At 71.1% G+C, this 15,206-nt stretch carries 13 protein-coding genes; 7 read left to right on the top strand and 6 right to left on the bottom strand.

Annotation, left to right across the window (positions count from 1 at the left end; all coding sequences use genetic code 11):
- Positions 1-483: 483 nt before the first annotated feature.
- Entirely contained in the window at positions 484-1,410 is a 927-nt protein-coding gene (locus tag ABH935_RS50090; RefSeq protein WP_370385095.1) for a PmoA family protein, read from the bottom strand.
- Between the two features lie 78 nt (positions 1,411-1,488).
- Here ABH935_RS50090 and ABH935_RS50085 point away from each other — a divergent pair, with 78 nt between their 5' ends.
- Positions 1,489-2,688: a Gfo/Idh/MocA family protein gene (locus tag ABH935_RS50085; protein ID WP_370385094.1), complete on the top strand. Its 1,200-nt coding sequence runs from the start codon at positions 1,489-1,491 to the stop codon at positions 2,686-2,688.
- Between the two features lie 43 nt (positions 2,689-2,731).
- On the top strand, positions 2,732-3,964 hold the full coding sequence (locus ABH935_RS50080) for a hypothetical protein (RefSeq protein ID WP_370385093.1): 1,233 nt from the start codon (positions 2,732-2,734) through the stop codon (positions 3,962-3,964).
- A 39-nt stretch (positions 3,965-4,003) separates the two neighbouring features.
- On the opposite strand, the gene ABH935_RS50075 is transcribed toward ABH935_RS50080, so the two are convergent.
- The 5 genes from ABH935_RS50075 to ABH935_RS50055 all read right to left on the bottom strand — a co-directional run bounded on the left by ABH935_RS50075 (position 4,004) and on the right by ABH935_RS50055 (position 9,293).
- Positions 4,004-5,035 carry a LacI family DNA-binding transcriptional regulator gene (locus tag ABH935_RS50075; protein WP_370385092.1) on the bottom strand — a complete coding sequence of 344 codons (1,032 nt, stop codon included), beginning with the start codon at positions 5,033-5,035 and terminating at the stop codon, positions 4,004-4,006.
- A gap of 95 nt (positions 5,036-5,130) precedes the next feature.
- Positions 5,131-5,562: a VOC family protein gene (locus ABH935_RS50070; protein WP_370385091.1), complete on the bottom strand. Its 432-nt coding sequence runs from the start codon at positions 5,560-5,562 to the stop codon at positions 5,131-5,133.
- A gap of 104 nt (positions 5,563-5,666) precedes the next feature.
- Positions 5,667-8,081 carry a glycoside hydrolase family 3 N-terminal domain-containing protein gene (locus tag ABH935_RS50065; RefSeq protein ID WP_370385090.1) on the bottom strand — a complete coding sequence of 805 codons (2,415 nt, stop codon included), beginning with the start codon at positions 8,079-8,081 and terminating at the stop codon, positions 5,667-5,669.
- 268 nt (positions 8,082-8,349) lie between these two features.
- Positions 8,350-8,802: an SPW repeat protein gene (locus ABH935_RS50060; protein WP_370385089.1), complete on the bottom strand. Its 453-nt coding sequence runs from the start codon at positions 8,800-8,802 to the stop codon at positions 8,350-8,352.
- A gap of 89 nt (positions 8,803-8,891) precedes the next feature.
- Positions 8,892-9,293: a PPOX class F420-dependent oxidoreductase gene (locus ABH935_RS50055; protein WP_370385088.1), complete on the bottom strand. Its 402-nt coding sequence runs from the start codon at positions 9,291-9,293 to the stop codon at positions 8,892-8,894.
- Between the two features lie 85 nt (positions 9,294-9,378).
- Here ABH935_RS50055 and ABH935_RS50050 point away from each other — a divergent pair, with 85 nt between their 5' ends.
- The 5 genes from ABH935_RS50050 to ABH935_RS50030 all read left to right on the top strand — a co-directional run bounded on the left by ABH935_RS50050 (position 9,379) and on the right by ABH935_RS50030 (position 14,861).
- Positions 9,379-10,080 carry a TetR/AcrR family transcriptional regulator gene (locus ABH935_RS50050; protein ID WP_370385087.1) on the top strand — a complete coding sequence of 234 codons (702 nt, stop codon included), beginning with the start codon at positions 9,379-9,381 and terminating at the stop codon, positions 10,078-10,080.
- Between the two features lie 22 nt (positions 10,081-10,102).
- On the top strand, positions 10,103-11,023 hold the full coding sequence (locus tag ABH935_RS50045) for an NADP-dependent oxidoreductase (RefSeq protein ID WP_370385086.1): 921 nt from the start codon (positions 10,103-10,105) through the stop codon (positions 11,021-11,023).
- A gap of 65 nt (positions 11,024-11,088) precedes the next feature.
- Complete coding sequence (locus tag ABH935_RS50040) at positions 11,089-12,537, top strand: SGNH/GDSL hydrolase family protein (protein WP_370385085.1); 1,449 nt, start codon at positions 11,089-11,091, stop codon at positions 12,535-12,537.
- A gap of 188 nt (positions 12,538-12,725) precedes the next feature.
- Positions 12,726-13,742 carry a peptidoglycan-binding protein gene (locus tag ABH935_RS50035; protein ID WP_370385084.1) on the top strand — a complete coding sequence of 339 codons (1,017 nt, stop codon included), beginning with the start codon at positions 12,726-12,728 and terminating at the stop codon, positions 13,740-13,742.
- Positions 13,743-13,892: 150 nt separating this feature from the next.
- On the top strand, positions 13,893-14,861 hold the full coding sequence (locus tag ABH935_RS50030; protein WP_370385083.1) for an MBL fold metallo-hydrolase: 969 nt from the start codon (positions 13,893-13,895) through the stop codon (positions 14,859-14,861).
- Positions 14,862-15,206: the final 345 nt, after the last annotated feature.

Raw genomic sequence — 15,206 nt, 5'->3', positions numbered from 1 at the left:
GCACGAAACCGCACCACAGCAGCGTGTGATCCGACTTGATACCACCGGACCGGTCTGCTTCCGTCAGGCGACGACGCGACGGGGAACCCGGGACAAGGCGACCACAAGCAGCGTCCGGCAGCAGACAGCGCGACCCCCCCTCCCCGGAGCGAGTGCCGCTCGCCGCGCAGGCGCCGCCGGAGGCCCTGCCCTTGACTTTCAGGCACCCACCACGCCCGACGATTGCCGCCTACGCTACGCGTGCGCAGTGACTCGGATCGGCGCGCGGTCGTGCCCAGCACCACCGCCAGCCGCCAACGCGTCCCCAGGCACACCACCGAACTGCGCCACCCAGCGGATCCTTCTTAAACCCGTGCGAAGCCGTCAAAAAACGCCCTTGACTGTCAACCCACGAATAAACCGCACCCGCCACACCCACCCACCACCAGCACCCACACACAGTCCAGCAGCGCCTAAAAACGCGCCCGTCACCCCGTCACCCCGTCACCCCGCCGCCCCCAAGTACCCCGCAATCCGCTCCCGCGACCAAGCCCCGTCCGCGATCACCACCCGGTACTCCAACTCCAGCCGCTCCCCCGGCGCCAGCACGCGCGACTGCCGGAAGGCGAGCGACGGGTTGACACCCGGGTACTCGTCGTCGCGGACGAACCACTCCGGGGGCTCACCCTCGGCGGTGAACGCCAGTGTCGCGAAGCCGTCGCGGGCGTCGAACTCGCCGGTGTACGCCAGCCACTCCGCGCGCCGGCCCATCAGTGCCTCCGCACCTTGTGCGCCCGTTGAGGACAAGACGCGGCCGCCGGTGAACTCCCGTGGGCCGCGCCAGAAGAAGCCGCAGTAGCCTGCCTGGGCGCGCCCTAGGACTGTCGGGCTTTTGAACTCCACCGCGTCCGAGCCCAGGACTCGCAGTTCGCTGCGGAACTCCAGCGTCCAGCATCCGGCCTCGGGGTCCACGTCGCGGACCGCGAACATGCGGCGCTCCCCCACCACCGGGATGCCGTCGGCGGCGATCCAGACCAGGTCCGCGGCGACCGTGCCGTCCGGGAGGACGTCGAACGACGTGGTGTCGATGCGGCCGGCGTCGTCGAGGTCGACGTAGCCGCGGCCGGCGACGTAGCTCGGGCCGCCCCAGAAGTTCGTGGCGGACGCCGGCTCGCCGACGCCGCCCAGGCTCGGGACCGCCATGGTCAGCCCCTTGTGCCAGCGGTGGTCGTGCGGACCATGGCCGGTCACGACGCCGCCGGACAGCGTCCGAAGCGGGTGCAGGTAGGGCGCCCGACACTCCCGTACCGGTACCTCGTCGTCGGCGAAGCGGGCTCTGAGCACTTCCACCGCCCCCACGTACACGCTGACCAGATCTCCGTTTACGCTCACGGCTGGCGCGGCCGTCAGCGCGGCATCCGAAGCGGTCACGTGCCCTCCCGGCTTTGCTAGGCTCCATGTGACCGTTCACGAGAACGGTCCGGGACAGATCTTCACGGAGGTGATCACGTGCGTCAACCCCCGATACCCCCGAACCCGACACCCCCCACCATCGCCCTCGTCGGCGTCCACGGCCACGGCCGTTGGCACCTGAACCGCATCGCAGCGCTCGAACAAGCAGGTCGGCTGCGGCTGACGGCGGTGGCCGACCCACGCGAGCCCGAGCCCGGCACGCTGCCGGAAAGCGCAGTCCGCCACGACTCCCTCGACGACCTCCTCGCCGCCGGCCCACCACCGGACCTGACCCTCATCGCCACCCCGACCCCCACCCACTTCGCGCTCGCCGAAGCCGCCCTGCGCGCCGGCTCCGACGTGCTGCTGGAGAAACCGCCGGTCACCGGCCTGGCCGAGCTGGAGGCGCTGCGTAAAACAGCCGCCGAGACCGGCCGCCTGGTCCAGGTCGGCTTCCAGTCCCTCGGCTCGGCCGCGCTGCCACGACTCCGCGCCCTGCTCGCCGACGGCGCGATCGGCGAAATCACCGGCATCGGAGCGGCCGGCGCCTGGTGCCGACCGGAGACCTACTGGCGCCGCGCACCGTGGGCCGGCAAGCGCTGGCTGAACGGGGTCCCGGCGCTGGACGGCGCGCTGACGAACCCGTTCGCGCACGCGATCGTCACCGCCCTGGCCGTCCTCGGCAAAGACGCGATGGCGCAGGTCCCGGAGCGCGTCAGCCTGGAGCTGTTCCACGCGAACCCGGTCGAGGCCGACGACACCTCCGCGGTCCGCATCGAGCTGCCCGATGCGCCGCCGATCCTGGTCGCCGTGTCGGTCTGCGCGCCGAAACCCGCCGAGATCGATCCGTGGGTCCGCGTGCAGGGCACGCAGGGCGAAGCGGTGTTCGCCTACACCGCCGGCCGGCTGACGGTCACCGGCAGACGCGGCTGGTCCGGCGTTGAGGAACTGAACGAGACCTACCCCGATGCCGACCTCCTGGCGAACCTGCTGGACCACCGCGAGCGCCCTGACGAGGTCCCGCTGATGGTCCCGCTGGAGGACACCATCGGCTTCACCTCCGTGTTGCAGGCGGTCAGAGACGCCCCCGAGCCCCGCGCGATCCCCGCCGAGTACGTGTCGGTCGAGGATTTCGAGGACTCCGCCGTCGGCCGGGCGACGACGGTAAACGGCATCGTCGACCTCGTCCAGTCCTGCGCACGTGGTCAGAAACTGTTCTCCGAAGCCGGTGCCCCATGGGCACCTGTCGATCACTGAACGGACACCTTGCGGTCGGCGGCCTCTATTAGCGTCCCAAGTCATGGGAATAGCCGAAAAACTGTTCGGGTCCGCCCGCGACCGGTTCGGGAAAGAGGTCGCGGCGCGGGTGCGGGCAGTGGACGCCGTGGCGAGCGCCGAGTACGACCCGAAGAAGTTCCAGGTCATCTACCACGGGGCTCAGGGCGCTGGCACTGAGCCGGCCGTCATCACCCTGGAGACGGTCTTCCGCGAGACCCGCGGCCGGTCGGCCGCGGCCCGCAGAGAGGCGATCGGCCGGCTGGCCGACATCGCCGCGCTGCCGCCGACCCCGCAGAACTGGTCCGACGTGCAGACCGACCTGCGGCCCGTGCTACGTCCGGTGCCGGCGGACCCGAAGTTCGACATCGTCAGCCGGCCGGCCGTGCGCCACCTGGCGGAGATGCTGGTCCTCGACACCCCCTCGGCGATGCGGTACGCCGGGCGGGCCGACCTGGAGCGCTGGGGCGTGAGCGCCGACGAGGCGTTCGCTACCGCGCACCGGAACATGGCGCGCACCGTCACCACGTCGCTGGACGAGGCACGCCGCCGCACCGCCGCCACCGGCGCCACCGAACCGATCCGCCTCGCCGACAACGGCGACGCCTACCTGACCTCCCTGCCCCTGGTCCAGGGCTGGCTGGCGACCATCCAGCGCATCGCCGGCGCCCGGCCGCTGGCCTTCCCGGTCAGCAACAACACCCTGCTGCTGGCCTACGAGACCCCCGACGCCGCCGCCCTGACCAAGGCGTTCGAAGTCGCCGAGCGCGAGTGGCGCGAGGCCTCCCGCCCGATCAGTCCGGCGCCGATGACGGTGGACGACGACGGCGAGGTGGTGCTCTACGATCCGCCTAAGGACCACCCCGCCCACGCCGCGGTCCGACACGCCCAGATCCTGCTCGCGATGGACGCCTACGGCCCGCAGACGGAGTACCTGCGCGGCGTCGCAGGCTCCCGCGACCCGTTCCCGGCCGCGCTGAAGGGCTTCCGCAGCCCGGAAGGCGCGGAGGTCACCGGCGTGTCGTGGGCCGACGACGACACCTCGCTGCTCCCGGAGGCCGACGTCGTCATGTTCCCGGGGCGGAACGAGGAGATGCTGATGGTCCCGTGGTCCGTGGTCGTCCAGGAGGCCGGGCTGACCCCGGCCGAGGGCTACCACCCGGCGCGCTACGTCGTCGGCGGCTGGCCCGACGACGACGTCATGGAACGCATGGCGAAGCTCGCCGCCGAGGCGAAGACGGAAGTTTCAGGGAGCTGACGCACCCGGATGCGGCGGGTTCTTCAGTGCTCTGGAGCCCTACCCCCGCCGCGCCGGCGCCGTCGACTGCCGCACCACCAGCTGACTGGGCAGCACCGCCGGCACCGGCGGCACCTTCGTCCCGTGCAGCATCCCGATCAGCGTCCGGGCCGCGCGCTGGCCGAGCTCGGAGCTGAAGATCCGCACCGTGGTCAGCGACGGCGTCAGCAGCGAGGCGGTCGGCGTGTCGTCGAACCCGACGACCGACACCTCGTGCGGCACGTCGATCCCGCGCTCGCGCAGCAGCCGCATCGCGCCGATGGCCATGGCGTCGTTGAACGCCAGCACGGCGGTCGGCGGGTCGGCGCGGTCGAACAGCCGCGCGGCGGCTTCGTGGCCGGACTCCAGCGAGAACTCGCCGGTGGCGACCAGGTCCTCGTCCAGCGGCAGGCCGGCGTCGATGCGGGCGCGGCGGCAGCCGCGCAGGCGGGCCTGCTGCGCCAGGTTCGCCGGCGCGTTGCCGGCGATCAGCGCGATCCGCCGGTGGCCCAGGGCCAGCAGGTGCTGCATCGCGCCGTAGGCGCCGCTCTCGTCGTCGGGCTGGACCGAGGGCACGGCGACCGCCACGTGCCCGATGGCCACCACCGGATAGCCGGCCTCGACCAGCAGTTCGATGCCCTCGTCGCCCATCCCGGCCTCGACGATGACGCCGTCCACGGCGCGCCGGCGCACCATGCGGCGGTGCGCCGACAGCGCCGGGTCCTCGTCGTTGGGGCTGGAGACCAGCAGGCTGTAGTCGTTCTCCGCGACCACCCGGTCCACACCGCCGATGGTCTGCAGGAAGTGCGCGTTCGCGAAGGTCACGTCGACCGGGAACGGCAGCACCAGGCCGATGGTGTCGGTGCGGGCGCGGGCCAGCGAGCGCGCGGCGACGCTGGGCCGGTAGTTGAGGTCTCGCATCGCGGCCAGCACCCGGTCGCGGGTCGCCGGAGCGACGCCGTCGGCGTCGTTGATGACCCGCGAGACGGTCTGGTAGGACACGCCGGCCCGGTCGGCCACATGCCGCATGGTGCTCTGTCCCGTGGATTTCATGTCACCGTTCACGCTAGCGCACGTGACCGTTCACACCAGGCGTGGCAGCGCTCCACCGGCTACTACCGGCTACGAGACCTCAGTCCCCGACGACCTCAGCCCCCGACAACAATCCCGCCCCACTCCCCGGGGTGCACATCGCGCACGCTCTCGCAGAACTCCCAGCGGTGCCCGGCCAGGTCGTCGACCGTGAACTGGAGCTCCCCGAACGGCTGCTCGGCGAGATCGGCGACGATGGTGGCGCCCTGGGCCGTGACCCGCTCGTACTGCGCGCGCACGTCCTCGACGCGCACCTTCAGCAAGTGGGTCTCGACGCCGGGGGTCGGCGCCGTGCGCTGGCCCCGGACGTCGGCGATGATCACGGCGCCGTCCTCGCCGATGCGCATCTGCGAGCGGTGGTCATCACCGATCCGGATGCGCTCGGCGAACCCGAAGACGTTCGTCAGCCACTCCACGGCGGCGCGCACGTCCGGATAGACCAGCACCGGGATGACTGTCACGGACGGGATCGAGCGGTTCGGCTTCACAGCCTCAAGCTACGCCATGACCGGCGCGAGCGACCCCTGTAGAGGTCGCCCGCGCCGGCCGCGTGATGGATCAGCCCGGGGTGGATCAGCCGGCGTCGATCAGCTCAGCTGAGCGTGAAAGCCGCCGACAGGTCCACGTCGTACGGCGTGGTGTCCGCCTCCTTGTCGACCTGCAGCACGTAGCCGCCGGGCTCCACGGTCGGCGGCCCCGAGGCGTCGATGTCGCCCCGGCTGCGGGCCAGCGCGGTGGCCGGGAAGGTGATCTTCACGGTCTGCGACGCCCCGGCGGCCAGCGTCACCCGGGTGAAGCCGACCAGCCGCTGCGGCGGCTCGGCGGAAGCGCTGACCGGCTGCGCCACATACAGCGGCACGATGTCGGTGCCGGCCCGGCTGCCGGTGTTGGTGACGGTCAGCGTCGCGGTGAGCTTGCCGTGCGATGACGCGTACGGCGTCACCGACAGCGCCGAGTGGCTGAAGGTCGTGTAGGAGAGCCCGTATCCGAAGGGGTAGAGCGGGTTGTAGGAGTGGCCCGGGCCGGAGCCGGTGCCCGGAAGCTGGTCGAAGAACTTGGGCTCGTCGCCCAGCGGAGACGGCGCGCCGCCGTTGAAGTCCCCGCCGACCGCCGGGGCGTCCGACGGCCAGCTGATCGACAGGTGCCCGCTCGGGTCGACCTTGCCGAACAGCACGTCGGCCACGGCCTGCCCGGCCTCGGTGCTGCCCTGGTAGGCCATCAGGACGGCGTTCGCCTTCTCGGCGGAGCCCAGCCCCACCGGACGGCCCGCCTCGACCACGACCACCACCGGCTTGCCGGTCGCCTCCAGCGCCGAGATCAGCGCCTGCTGGTCCGGCGGCAGGGCCGGGGCCGGGTTGTCGCCGAGGCCTTCGGCGTACGCCTTCTCGCCGACCACCGCGACGTACGCGTCGGTGTTCGGCGCGGCGGCCACCGCGGCGGCCTGGTCGGGGATGGACTTGGCCTGCGCGTCGGCGCCCAGGATGCCGGTCAGCGCCGTGGTGCCCGGCGGGATCTGATCCGGCGAGCCCATGCAGCACACGTGCCCGGCGCCGGCCACGCCCTGCCAGCTCACGCTCCAGCCGCCCAGCTGGTTGGTCATCGAGTCGGCGCTGGGGCCGGTGACGACCACCCGGCTGCCGGCGGCCAGCGGCAGCACGTTGCTTTGGTTGCGCAGCAGCGTGACCGACTCCTGCGCGGCCTTCAGCGTCTGGTCGCGTCCGGAGGTGACGACGGCGTCGGCGGCCGAGGCGTTCAGGCAGGGCTTGCTCGGATCGGCCACGCAGGGCTGGTCGAACAGGCCGAGCTGGAACTTCATGGTGAGGATGCGGCGCACCGCGTCGTTGATCGTGGACATCTTGATCTTGCCGTCGCCGACGTCGGCGATGATCGCGGCCTGCCACTGGTCCGGACCGTTGACCTCCATGCTGACGTCCACGCCCGCGTTGACGGCCTCGGCGACCGCGTCCGGCAGGCTGGCGGCGATGTGGTAGGCGGTCTGCAGCGCCTGCACGTCCTGGTAGTCGCTGATGATGACGCCCTTGAAGCCCATCTGGCCGCGCAGGATGTCGGTCAGCAGGTAGTGCGAGGACGTGGCCGGCACGCCGTTGATGGACCCTGAGTCGACCATCACGGAGTCGGCGCCGGCGTTGATCGCCCCGGCGTAGGACGGCAGGATCGTGCTCTGCAGGTAACTCATCGGCAGCAAGGCCTCGTTGCGGTCATGGCCGTTGACCGACTGTGAGTACCCTGCGAAGTGCTTGACGGTCGCACTGACGTTGAGACCGCCGGCCGGTGCCGGGGTCTGCATGCCGGTAACGTTTGCGGCGCCCATCGCGGCGGACAGCGCGGGCTCCTCGGCCCACGTCTCATAGGTGCGGCCCCAGCGGTTGTCGCGCGCCAGGTCCTGCACCGGGGCGAAGGCCCACGTCCAGCCGGTGGAGCGCAGCCCCGAGGCGGTCATCGCGCCCCCGGCCTGCGCGGCCGAGGGATCCCAGGTCGCGCCCATGCCGATGGACTGCGGGAACAGCGGCGCCTGCCAGGGGTGGCCGAAGCCGTGGACGGCGTCCACGCCGAAGCTGAGCGGGATGTGCAGCCGCGAGTGGGCGATCGCGTACTGCTGGATGGTGTTGTAGTCGTTGGCCCAGTCCTGCGCGGTGTTCCCGCTGGTCCCGCTGCCGGTGGTGTCGGCGGGGTTGTCGGTCCCGCCGGCCAGCACCGACCCGACGTTCTGGTCGAGGATCGCCGATTGCATACAGGCGGTCGTCGGCAGGTTGAACCCGGCGGCCCCGCAGGCCCCGCCGGAGGCGGCGGTGGCGTTGTCGACCAGTTGCTGGTCCATCTGGCCGGCCTTCTCCGGCAGCGTCATGCGCCGGAGGAGGTCGTTGACTCGCGCCGAGACGGACGCGGTCTTGTCCAGGTACTTGGGCTGTGCGGAGTCGGCCGAGGCGCCGGTGGCGGCGTCGACCGTGGCCAGAGTGAGGGCGGCGGCCAGCGCGATCTGCGCCACGCGCCGCGTCGAGCTCGCGCGTTCACGGCTCCTGAGCGGCCGTGACCAGGGTGTTCGAGCACGCATCAAGGACACTCCCAGCTGTTTCGAGCTTTGATGAGTGGGGTTTTGGTGCGGCCGCAAACAATCTTGCTGATGGGGAGTCAGTCAACTGCGGGAACGGAGGGGCGTCAAGGCTCGGCGACACAACCGAAACACGGGCCGCCGTGGCCGCTCCCTCGAAAAAGTCGGGGAGCCGCCACGGCGGCCGGGTGGGTTGGCGGACGGATCAGCGCCGGGATCTGGCGGAGGCCATCGTCATGCCCTGAGTGGCCAGGCCGAGCAGCACCGCCACGGCCCCGATGACCACGTTGTTCCAGATGACGGCCTTCGGGGCGCTGTGACCGGCGGTCACGACCCACGGAGAGATGATCATCCAGATGCCGACCGGCACGCCGATCCAGCCGAGCCGGTACAGCCGCTCGGGCTGGAGGGCCAGGCCGAAGCCGAACGCGGCCATCGTCAGGCCGATCACCAGGTTGTTCACGCGAACGTCGGGGTTGGCGGCCTGGAAATGGACCGCCCACGGCGACACTGCCATGTACAGCCCGAGCAGAACGATCAGGCCGTCCAGCGTCGAACCGCTGGGCCCCTCGATGATCTTGGCGAAGCGCTCCCGCATCTCCTTGGAATCCGGGTGCGTGGTGATGTCCGAAGCATGCCGTGGTGCGGTTTCGGACATGGCTCTCACTTCCCTTCCCGATCTTGGAATCGAGCCTTTCGCCACCAAGTATCCGCTTTTGTCCCTAGTTATTGAAGAGGGTGCGACGATCAGCCGACATTCCGCTTGCCGGCAGCCGGATTGCCAGGGTCGACACCGAAGCTGATGATCCGCTTGGGGTGCAGCCTGATGATCGCACCGGCGGCGTTCGCCCGGGAATCCACCGGGTTCTCGATCACCTCGGCCCGGCCGCGGATCTCCAGGCAGCGCACGACCCAGGGCTGCACGGAGGCGATGTCGTCGACGACGAAGGCCGCGGCGCCGTTCGCCGCGACGTTGCGGTACTTGCGGCTCGCGGCCAGGTCGCGGCCGCCGATGTCGATGGTGCCCAGCTCGGTGTTGACACCGAACCCGACCGGGCTGACCTGCAGCGTCCCGTCGGGGTGCTGGGTGGCCAGACGGCCCAGGCGCTGCTGGTCGAGGTAGGCCAGTTCGGCTTCGGTGAAGATCATGATGCGGCTCCGAGGTAGGCGTGGCGGGTGGGCGGCAGAGGGCCGGCGGTTTGTCATTCATCCAATTGAATAATAGCCTGGCCGCATGTCCACCGCAGCCGAACCGCCGACGGAGACACCCTCGCCGTCGCAGTCGCCGACACCCTCGCAGTCGCCGATGCCGATGCCGGTGCCGTCGCCCTCGCCGTCACCGCGCCGGGCCGCGCCGCCGCGATCCGCGCGCGGCACGTCGGCCCAGACCCGCGAGAAGATCCTGGACGCCGCCGTCGCCGAGTTCGGCGCGAAGGGCTTCGCCGGCGCCCGGACCGCCGAGATCGCCGCCCGGGCCGGCGTGAACCAGCAGCTCATCGCCTACCACTTCGGCGGCAAACAGGGCCTGCTCGACGAGCTCCGGGCCCGCTGGGCGGCCACGCAGAGTGCCGCCGGACCGGCCGCGACGCTGGCCGAGTCCGTGCGCGGCTACCTCGACCTGACCCTCGACCAGCCGGACTGGTCGCGGCTGGTGGTCTGGCGCGCGCTCGGCGACGCCTCGGACAGCCCGCCGGACGAGCAGTCCGAGCGCCTGCGCGGAGCGGTCGAGCGCATGCGGGAGCGCCAGGCCGACGGCGAGGTCGCCGCCGACCTCGACCCGGCGTTCGCACTGCTGCTCTGCTACGCGCTGACCTTCGCGCCGATCGCCCTCCCCCAGTTCGTGCGCGACATCACCGGCCTCGATCCGCTGTCGGCGGAGTACCGCGAGCGGTGTGCCGCCGAGATCGTCAAGCTCCTGACTCCCCGCGACTCCTGACGCCCCGCGAAAGGCCGAACCCATGAGTTCCGCGATCGTCTTCACCGAGTACGGCGGCCCCGAGGTCCTGCGTCTCGTCGAGGCCGAACCACCGACGCCCGCCGAGGGCCAGGTCCGGATCCGGATGCGCGCCGCCGGACTCCAGCCGGCCGATTCCCTTTTGCGCAGCGGCAGATTCCGCGCTTTCATGCCGGCTCGCTTTCCGCAGCGGCTGGGCAACGAGTTGGCCGGGGTCGTCGACGCGGTGGGCCCGGGCGTCACCGAGTTCCAGGTCGGGCAGGAGGTGCTGGGCCCGGCTGCGGCACCCGGCGCGCATGCCGATCACGCGCTGGCCGACGCCGCTCAGCTCGTCGCCAAGCCCGCGGGCCTGGCGTGGAACGAGGCCGGAGCGCTGTCCGCGTCGGGGCAGACGGCTGCGACGTGTCTGCACGACCTCCGCGTCGCGGAGGGTGACACGGTTCTGATTCACGGCGCCGCGGGAGGTGTCGGGAGCATGGCGGTGCAGATCGCCGTCGCCCGCGGCGCGCGCGTCGTCGGTACGGCGTCGGAGCGCAATCACCAGTTCCTGCGCGACATCGGCGCGATTCCGGTGCTGTACGGTCCCGGCCTCGCCGAGCGCGTGCGCGAGGTTGCGGGCGCAGGCGTCGATGCGGCTTTCGACACCGCCGGAACCGACGACGCCTTGGCCGCGTCAGTGGAACTCGTCACGGACGTGTCCCGGATCGGCACGGTCGCCGCCGGGGCGGATGTCGAGCGGTACGGGATCCGTCGGATGAGTACGCGCCGGTCGGCCGGGCAGTTGCGGGAACTCGTCGAGCTGGCGGAGGGCGGAAAACTGCGCGTGTTCGTGCAGCGCACATTCGGTCTGGAGCAGGCACACGAAGCGTATAAAGAGCTGGACGGTGGACACGTGCGTGGGAAGCTGGTGTTCCTCATGTCCTGAGCACACTGGGACCCCGGCCGGGAACGTCACAGTGAGGGCCACGAATAGGCGGGTATGCCTCTGCTATGTCCTCCGTCCGGATCACGCCCGTCGCCGACCCGACCACGACGACCCCGTCGTGGCGAAAATGGGCTGTGCGAGCTGCGATCCCGGTGGCGGGGGTGTTCCTGTTGCTGGCTTCGCTGTGGCTGGCGGTGCGGATCACGCCGCTGCAGGCGGTGACCGCGGCGGGGCAGACGGTCGAGGTCGGTGCGGCCTCGCCGGACTTCGGGCCGTCCGGTCCGGCCGAGTTGGATCTGTTCGGGCAGACGATCTCCACCCAGCCGGACTTCCCGGGACCGGTGCGGCCACGGCTGCGGCTCACGCACATCACCGCGAACGCCGAACTGCAGCAACTGCTGGGCTCCGGCGACCACAACAGCGCGGGTCTGCTGGGCCGTCAGCTGTCCAAAGGCTGGCTGCGGTACGCGTTGTGGGAGGGCGCGGTGTCGGCGGGCATCGTCGTCGTGGTGCTCTCGGCGGTGACCGGCCTGCGCCGCTACTCGGTGCGCCGGACGGCGGTCGTGCTGCTCGCCGGAGCCGCGGCGATGACCACGGTCAACGTCGTGGGGTTCGGGCTGCTCGCCTCCGGCACGCCGACCACACTGCGGCATGTGCATTCGCTGGCCGACCTGGTCGGCAGCGGCGGGACCGGCTATCCGGTGGCGCCGGCCGACGGGCCGGCGCTGGGCGCGGTGCAGGCCGTGGTGATCGGCGACTCCACGGCGGCGGGCATCGGCAACCGGCCGCTGCCGCGTCCGGACGCGCTCGACAAGGCCTGCGGGCGCAGCGCCGACGCGTTCGCCGAGCAGTTGGCCACGGTGAACAACTGGAACGTGCTGAATCTGGCGTGCTCCGGCGCGACCGTGCGCACCGGACTGCTCGGGCCGCAGCCGGCCGGGCCGCTCAGCGCCCCGCCGCAGGTCGCGCAACTCCAGCGCGCGCCGAAGGCACACGTGATCATCGTCAGCATCGGCGCCGACGACCTGCACTGGGCGGACCTGACGCGGTTCTGCGCGGCCAGCCCAAGCTGCGACGACCGGGCCACGGACGCCTACTTCCAGCAGCAGACGGTCGCGTTCGTGATGGACTACCGCGACCTGCTGACCCAGCTCGCGGCGCTGCCCGGCAACCCGACGGTGATCGTGAACCAGTACTACGACCCGTTCGGGCCCGACACGTCCTGCCTGGCCGCCGAGGACGTCGACGCCGCCAAGGCCAAGACCCTGCAGAGCCGCCTGGACCAGCTGAACACGGCCCTGCGCCAGGGCGCGGACGCGGCGGGGTTCACCTCGGTGCAGCCGTCGTTCGCCGGGCACACGCTGTGCAGCCCGGAGCCGTTCGTGCAGGGGCCGAAGGACAAGGCGCCGCTGCATCCCACGGCGGCCGGGGAGCTGGCGATCGCGCTGGCCGATCAGCAGGCGCTGACAGTGGCCCGGAGTCAGGCGACGCCCAGCTCTTCTTCTTCGCGGTAGCCGCTTCTCCCTCTCGACGGCCGGCCTCTTCTTCGCGATAAGGGAGCCTTTGTCTCCCTTCCAGTTCTTGCGCTGCCAATTGGTGAACCATCAATCCTCTGCCATCGTCCCGTTCGCCGGTGCACTGTTGTTCACAGAGCGCACAACTGAGCCACTGTTCACCGGATCTTGACAAGAAGGGGACATAAATGAGGTTCACCCCCAAGGTTGCGGCGACCGCCGCAGTCGTCACCGGCGCCATGGCGATCGTCGCCGTGGCGCCGATGGCCGCCAACGCCGCGCCGCACGCGGCCGTGGCGTCGTCGGCGGCGGTCACGCCGAACTCCTCGATCAACGGCAGCATCTCGGCCTCGGAGATCCTCTCCCGCGCCGCGTCGTGGAACGGGACCCCGTACAGCACCGGCGTGTACAAGGCCGGCCCCGGCGGCGACGTGTCCTACCGCACCGACTGCTCCGGCTACGTGTCGATGGCCTTCCACCTGTCGAGCAGCCCGTCCACGATCGACCTGCCGTCGTACGTGCACTCGATCAGCAAGGCCGACCTGCAGCCCGGCGACATCCTCGGCGTGCTCGGCCCGGGCACCGGCGGCAACGCCGGGCACGTGCTGATCTTCGACGGGTGGGCGGACAGCGGCCACACCCAGTACTACGCCTGGGAGGACTCCGGCGACCAGGGCGTGCACCACGGTGTGATCCCCTACCCGTACTGGCCGAACACCAGCGGCCCCTCGCCGTCGCTGTACCAGCCGTACCGGTACAACAAGGAGACCGGCTCCCCCGGCGGCGGTGGCGGTGGCGGCATCCCGCCGTGGCCGAACGTCGTGGAGGGCAACACCGGCACCAACGTCGAGGCCGCGCAGTACCTGCTGGACGACCACGGGGCGTCCATCGGGACGGACGGCCAGTTCGGCACGAACACCTACAACGCGACCAGGTCCTACCAGTCCTCGCACGGCCTGGGCGTCGACGGCCAGATCGGCCCGCAGACCTGGAGCTCGCTGATCGTCCAGGTCCAGTCCGGCTCCTCCGGCGACGCGGTCAAGGCCGCGCAGCTGGAGCTGAACAAGTACGGCTACGGCCTGTCGGTCGACGGCTCCTTCGGCCCGGCCACCGTCAGCGCGGCCCGCGCGTTCCAGTCGTCGCACGGTCTGGGCGTCGACGGGCAGATCGGCCCGCAGACGTGGGAGACGCTGGTCGGGGACTGATCGGCCCCTGATCCGCCGGCCCCGGCTCGGAACCTGCGAGCCGGGGCCCCGGCGCGCTCACCGGGTCGGCCGCGACGGGCCGGGCCGGGCGAAACTTGGTAAGTTCTCTTGGCGTAAACCCGATGAGACCTTCTCCGACCTGGCGGTTCGATGACATATCTGGGCTCTGACGTCCACGAGATCGACACCCTCATGTCCGGCCACACCGGCATCACCGCCGGCTACGCCATCCTCGGCGACCACCCGGCGCTGATCGAGACCGGGACGGCGAAGTCGGCGCCGGTGGTACGCGACGCGCTCGCGGCGCTCGGCGTCGGGCCGGAGGACCTGCGGACGATCGTGGTCACGCACATCCACCTGGACCACGCCGGCGGCGTCGGCGACCTGGCGGCGATGTTCCCGAACGCGGAGGTCGTGGTACACGCCTCGGGCGCCCGGCACCTGGTGGATCCCGAACGGCTGATGTCCAGCGCCCGCCGCGTGTTCGGCTCCCTGATGGACGACGTGTTCGGGCCGCTGCTGCCCACCGAGGCACGCCGGGTACGGGCCGTGGAGGACATCGGCTTCATCGACCTCGGCGGCGGCCGACGCCTGGAAACGCACCACACACCCGGACACGCACGGCACCACGTCGGACTGATCGACAACGTCACCGGCGACCTGTACGTCGGCGACGCCGCCGGCCTCTACATCCCCTCCGAGGACCCCGACCAGCCCGGCGACGTCCGCCCCGGCACACCGCCGCCGGACTTCGACCTGCCGCTGGCCCTGAACTCACTGGAGAAGTTCCGCACGCTCCAGCCCACGCGCCTGCTGTTCAGCCACTACGGCCCGGTCCGCGACGTCACCGACACACTCGCACGCGCCGAGGAGGAGGTCCGGCTGTGGGTGGAACTGGTCCGCGACGCCCGCACCAGCCGACTGGACCTGGACCACGCCATCGAGATGGTGCGCGAGAAGACCGCGGCCCGGTATCCGGTGGAGCACGCGAACGCGGAGACGCAGACGAAGTTCGAGGAGCTGTCCTCCTACGCGTCGAACATCGTCGGGATCAACATGTACCTGAACAAGACCGACGGGTGGGAGCACCCGATGGCCGACGCGGCCAGCGCGGGGTGACGCCCGGGCGCGGGCGCGGCTGAGGGCTGGGGCAGTCCGCAGGCGCGCGCAAAGCTGGCTGGCTGGCTACTGCGGCTTGCTGGCTTGCTGGCCGGCTGGCTTGCTGGGCTCGGCTGGCTTGCCGACTTGCCGGGCGTGCCTGGCTTGCTGGCTTGCTGGCTTGCTGGCTTGCCGACTCGCTGGCCGGCTGGCTTGCTGGCTTGCCGACTCGCTGGCCGGCTGGCTTGCTGGCTTGCCGACTCGCTGGCGTGCTGGCGTGCTGGCGTGCTGGCGTGCTGGCGTGCTGGCGTGCTGGCGTGCTGGCGTGCTGGCGTGCTGGCGTGCTGGCGTGCTGGCGTGCTGGCG

Origin of the sequence: Catenulispora sp. GAS73 (genome assembly GCF_041262085.1) — a bacterium.
Taxonomy (GTDB): domain Bacteria; phylum Actinomycetota; class Actinomycetes; order Streptomycetales; family Catenulisporaceae; genus Catenulispora.
Note: the sequence above shows the minus strand (reverse complement) of the source record. Positions and strands in the feature narration are given on the sequence as shown.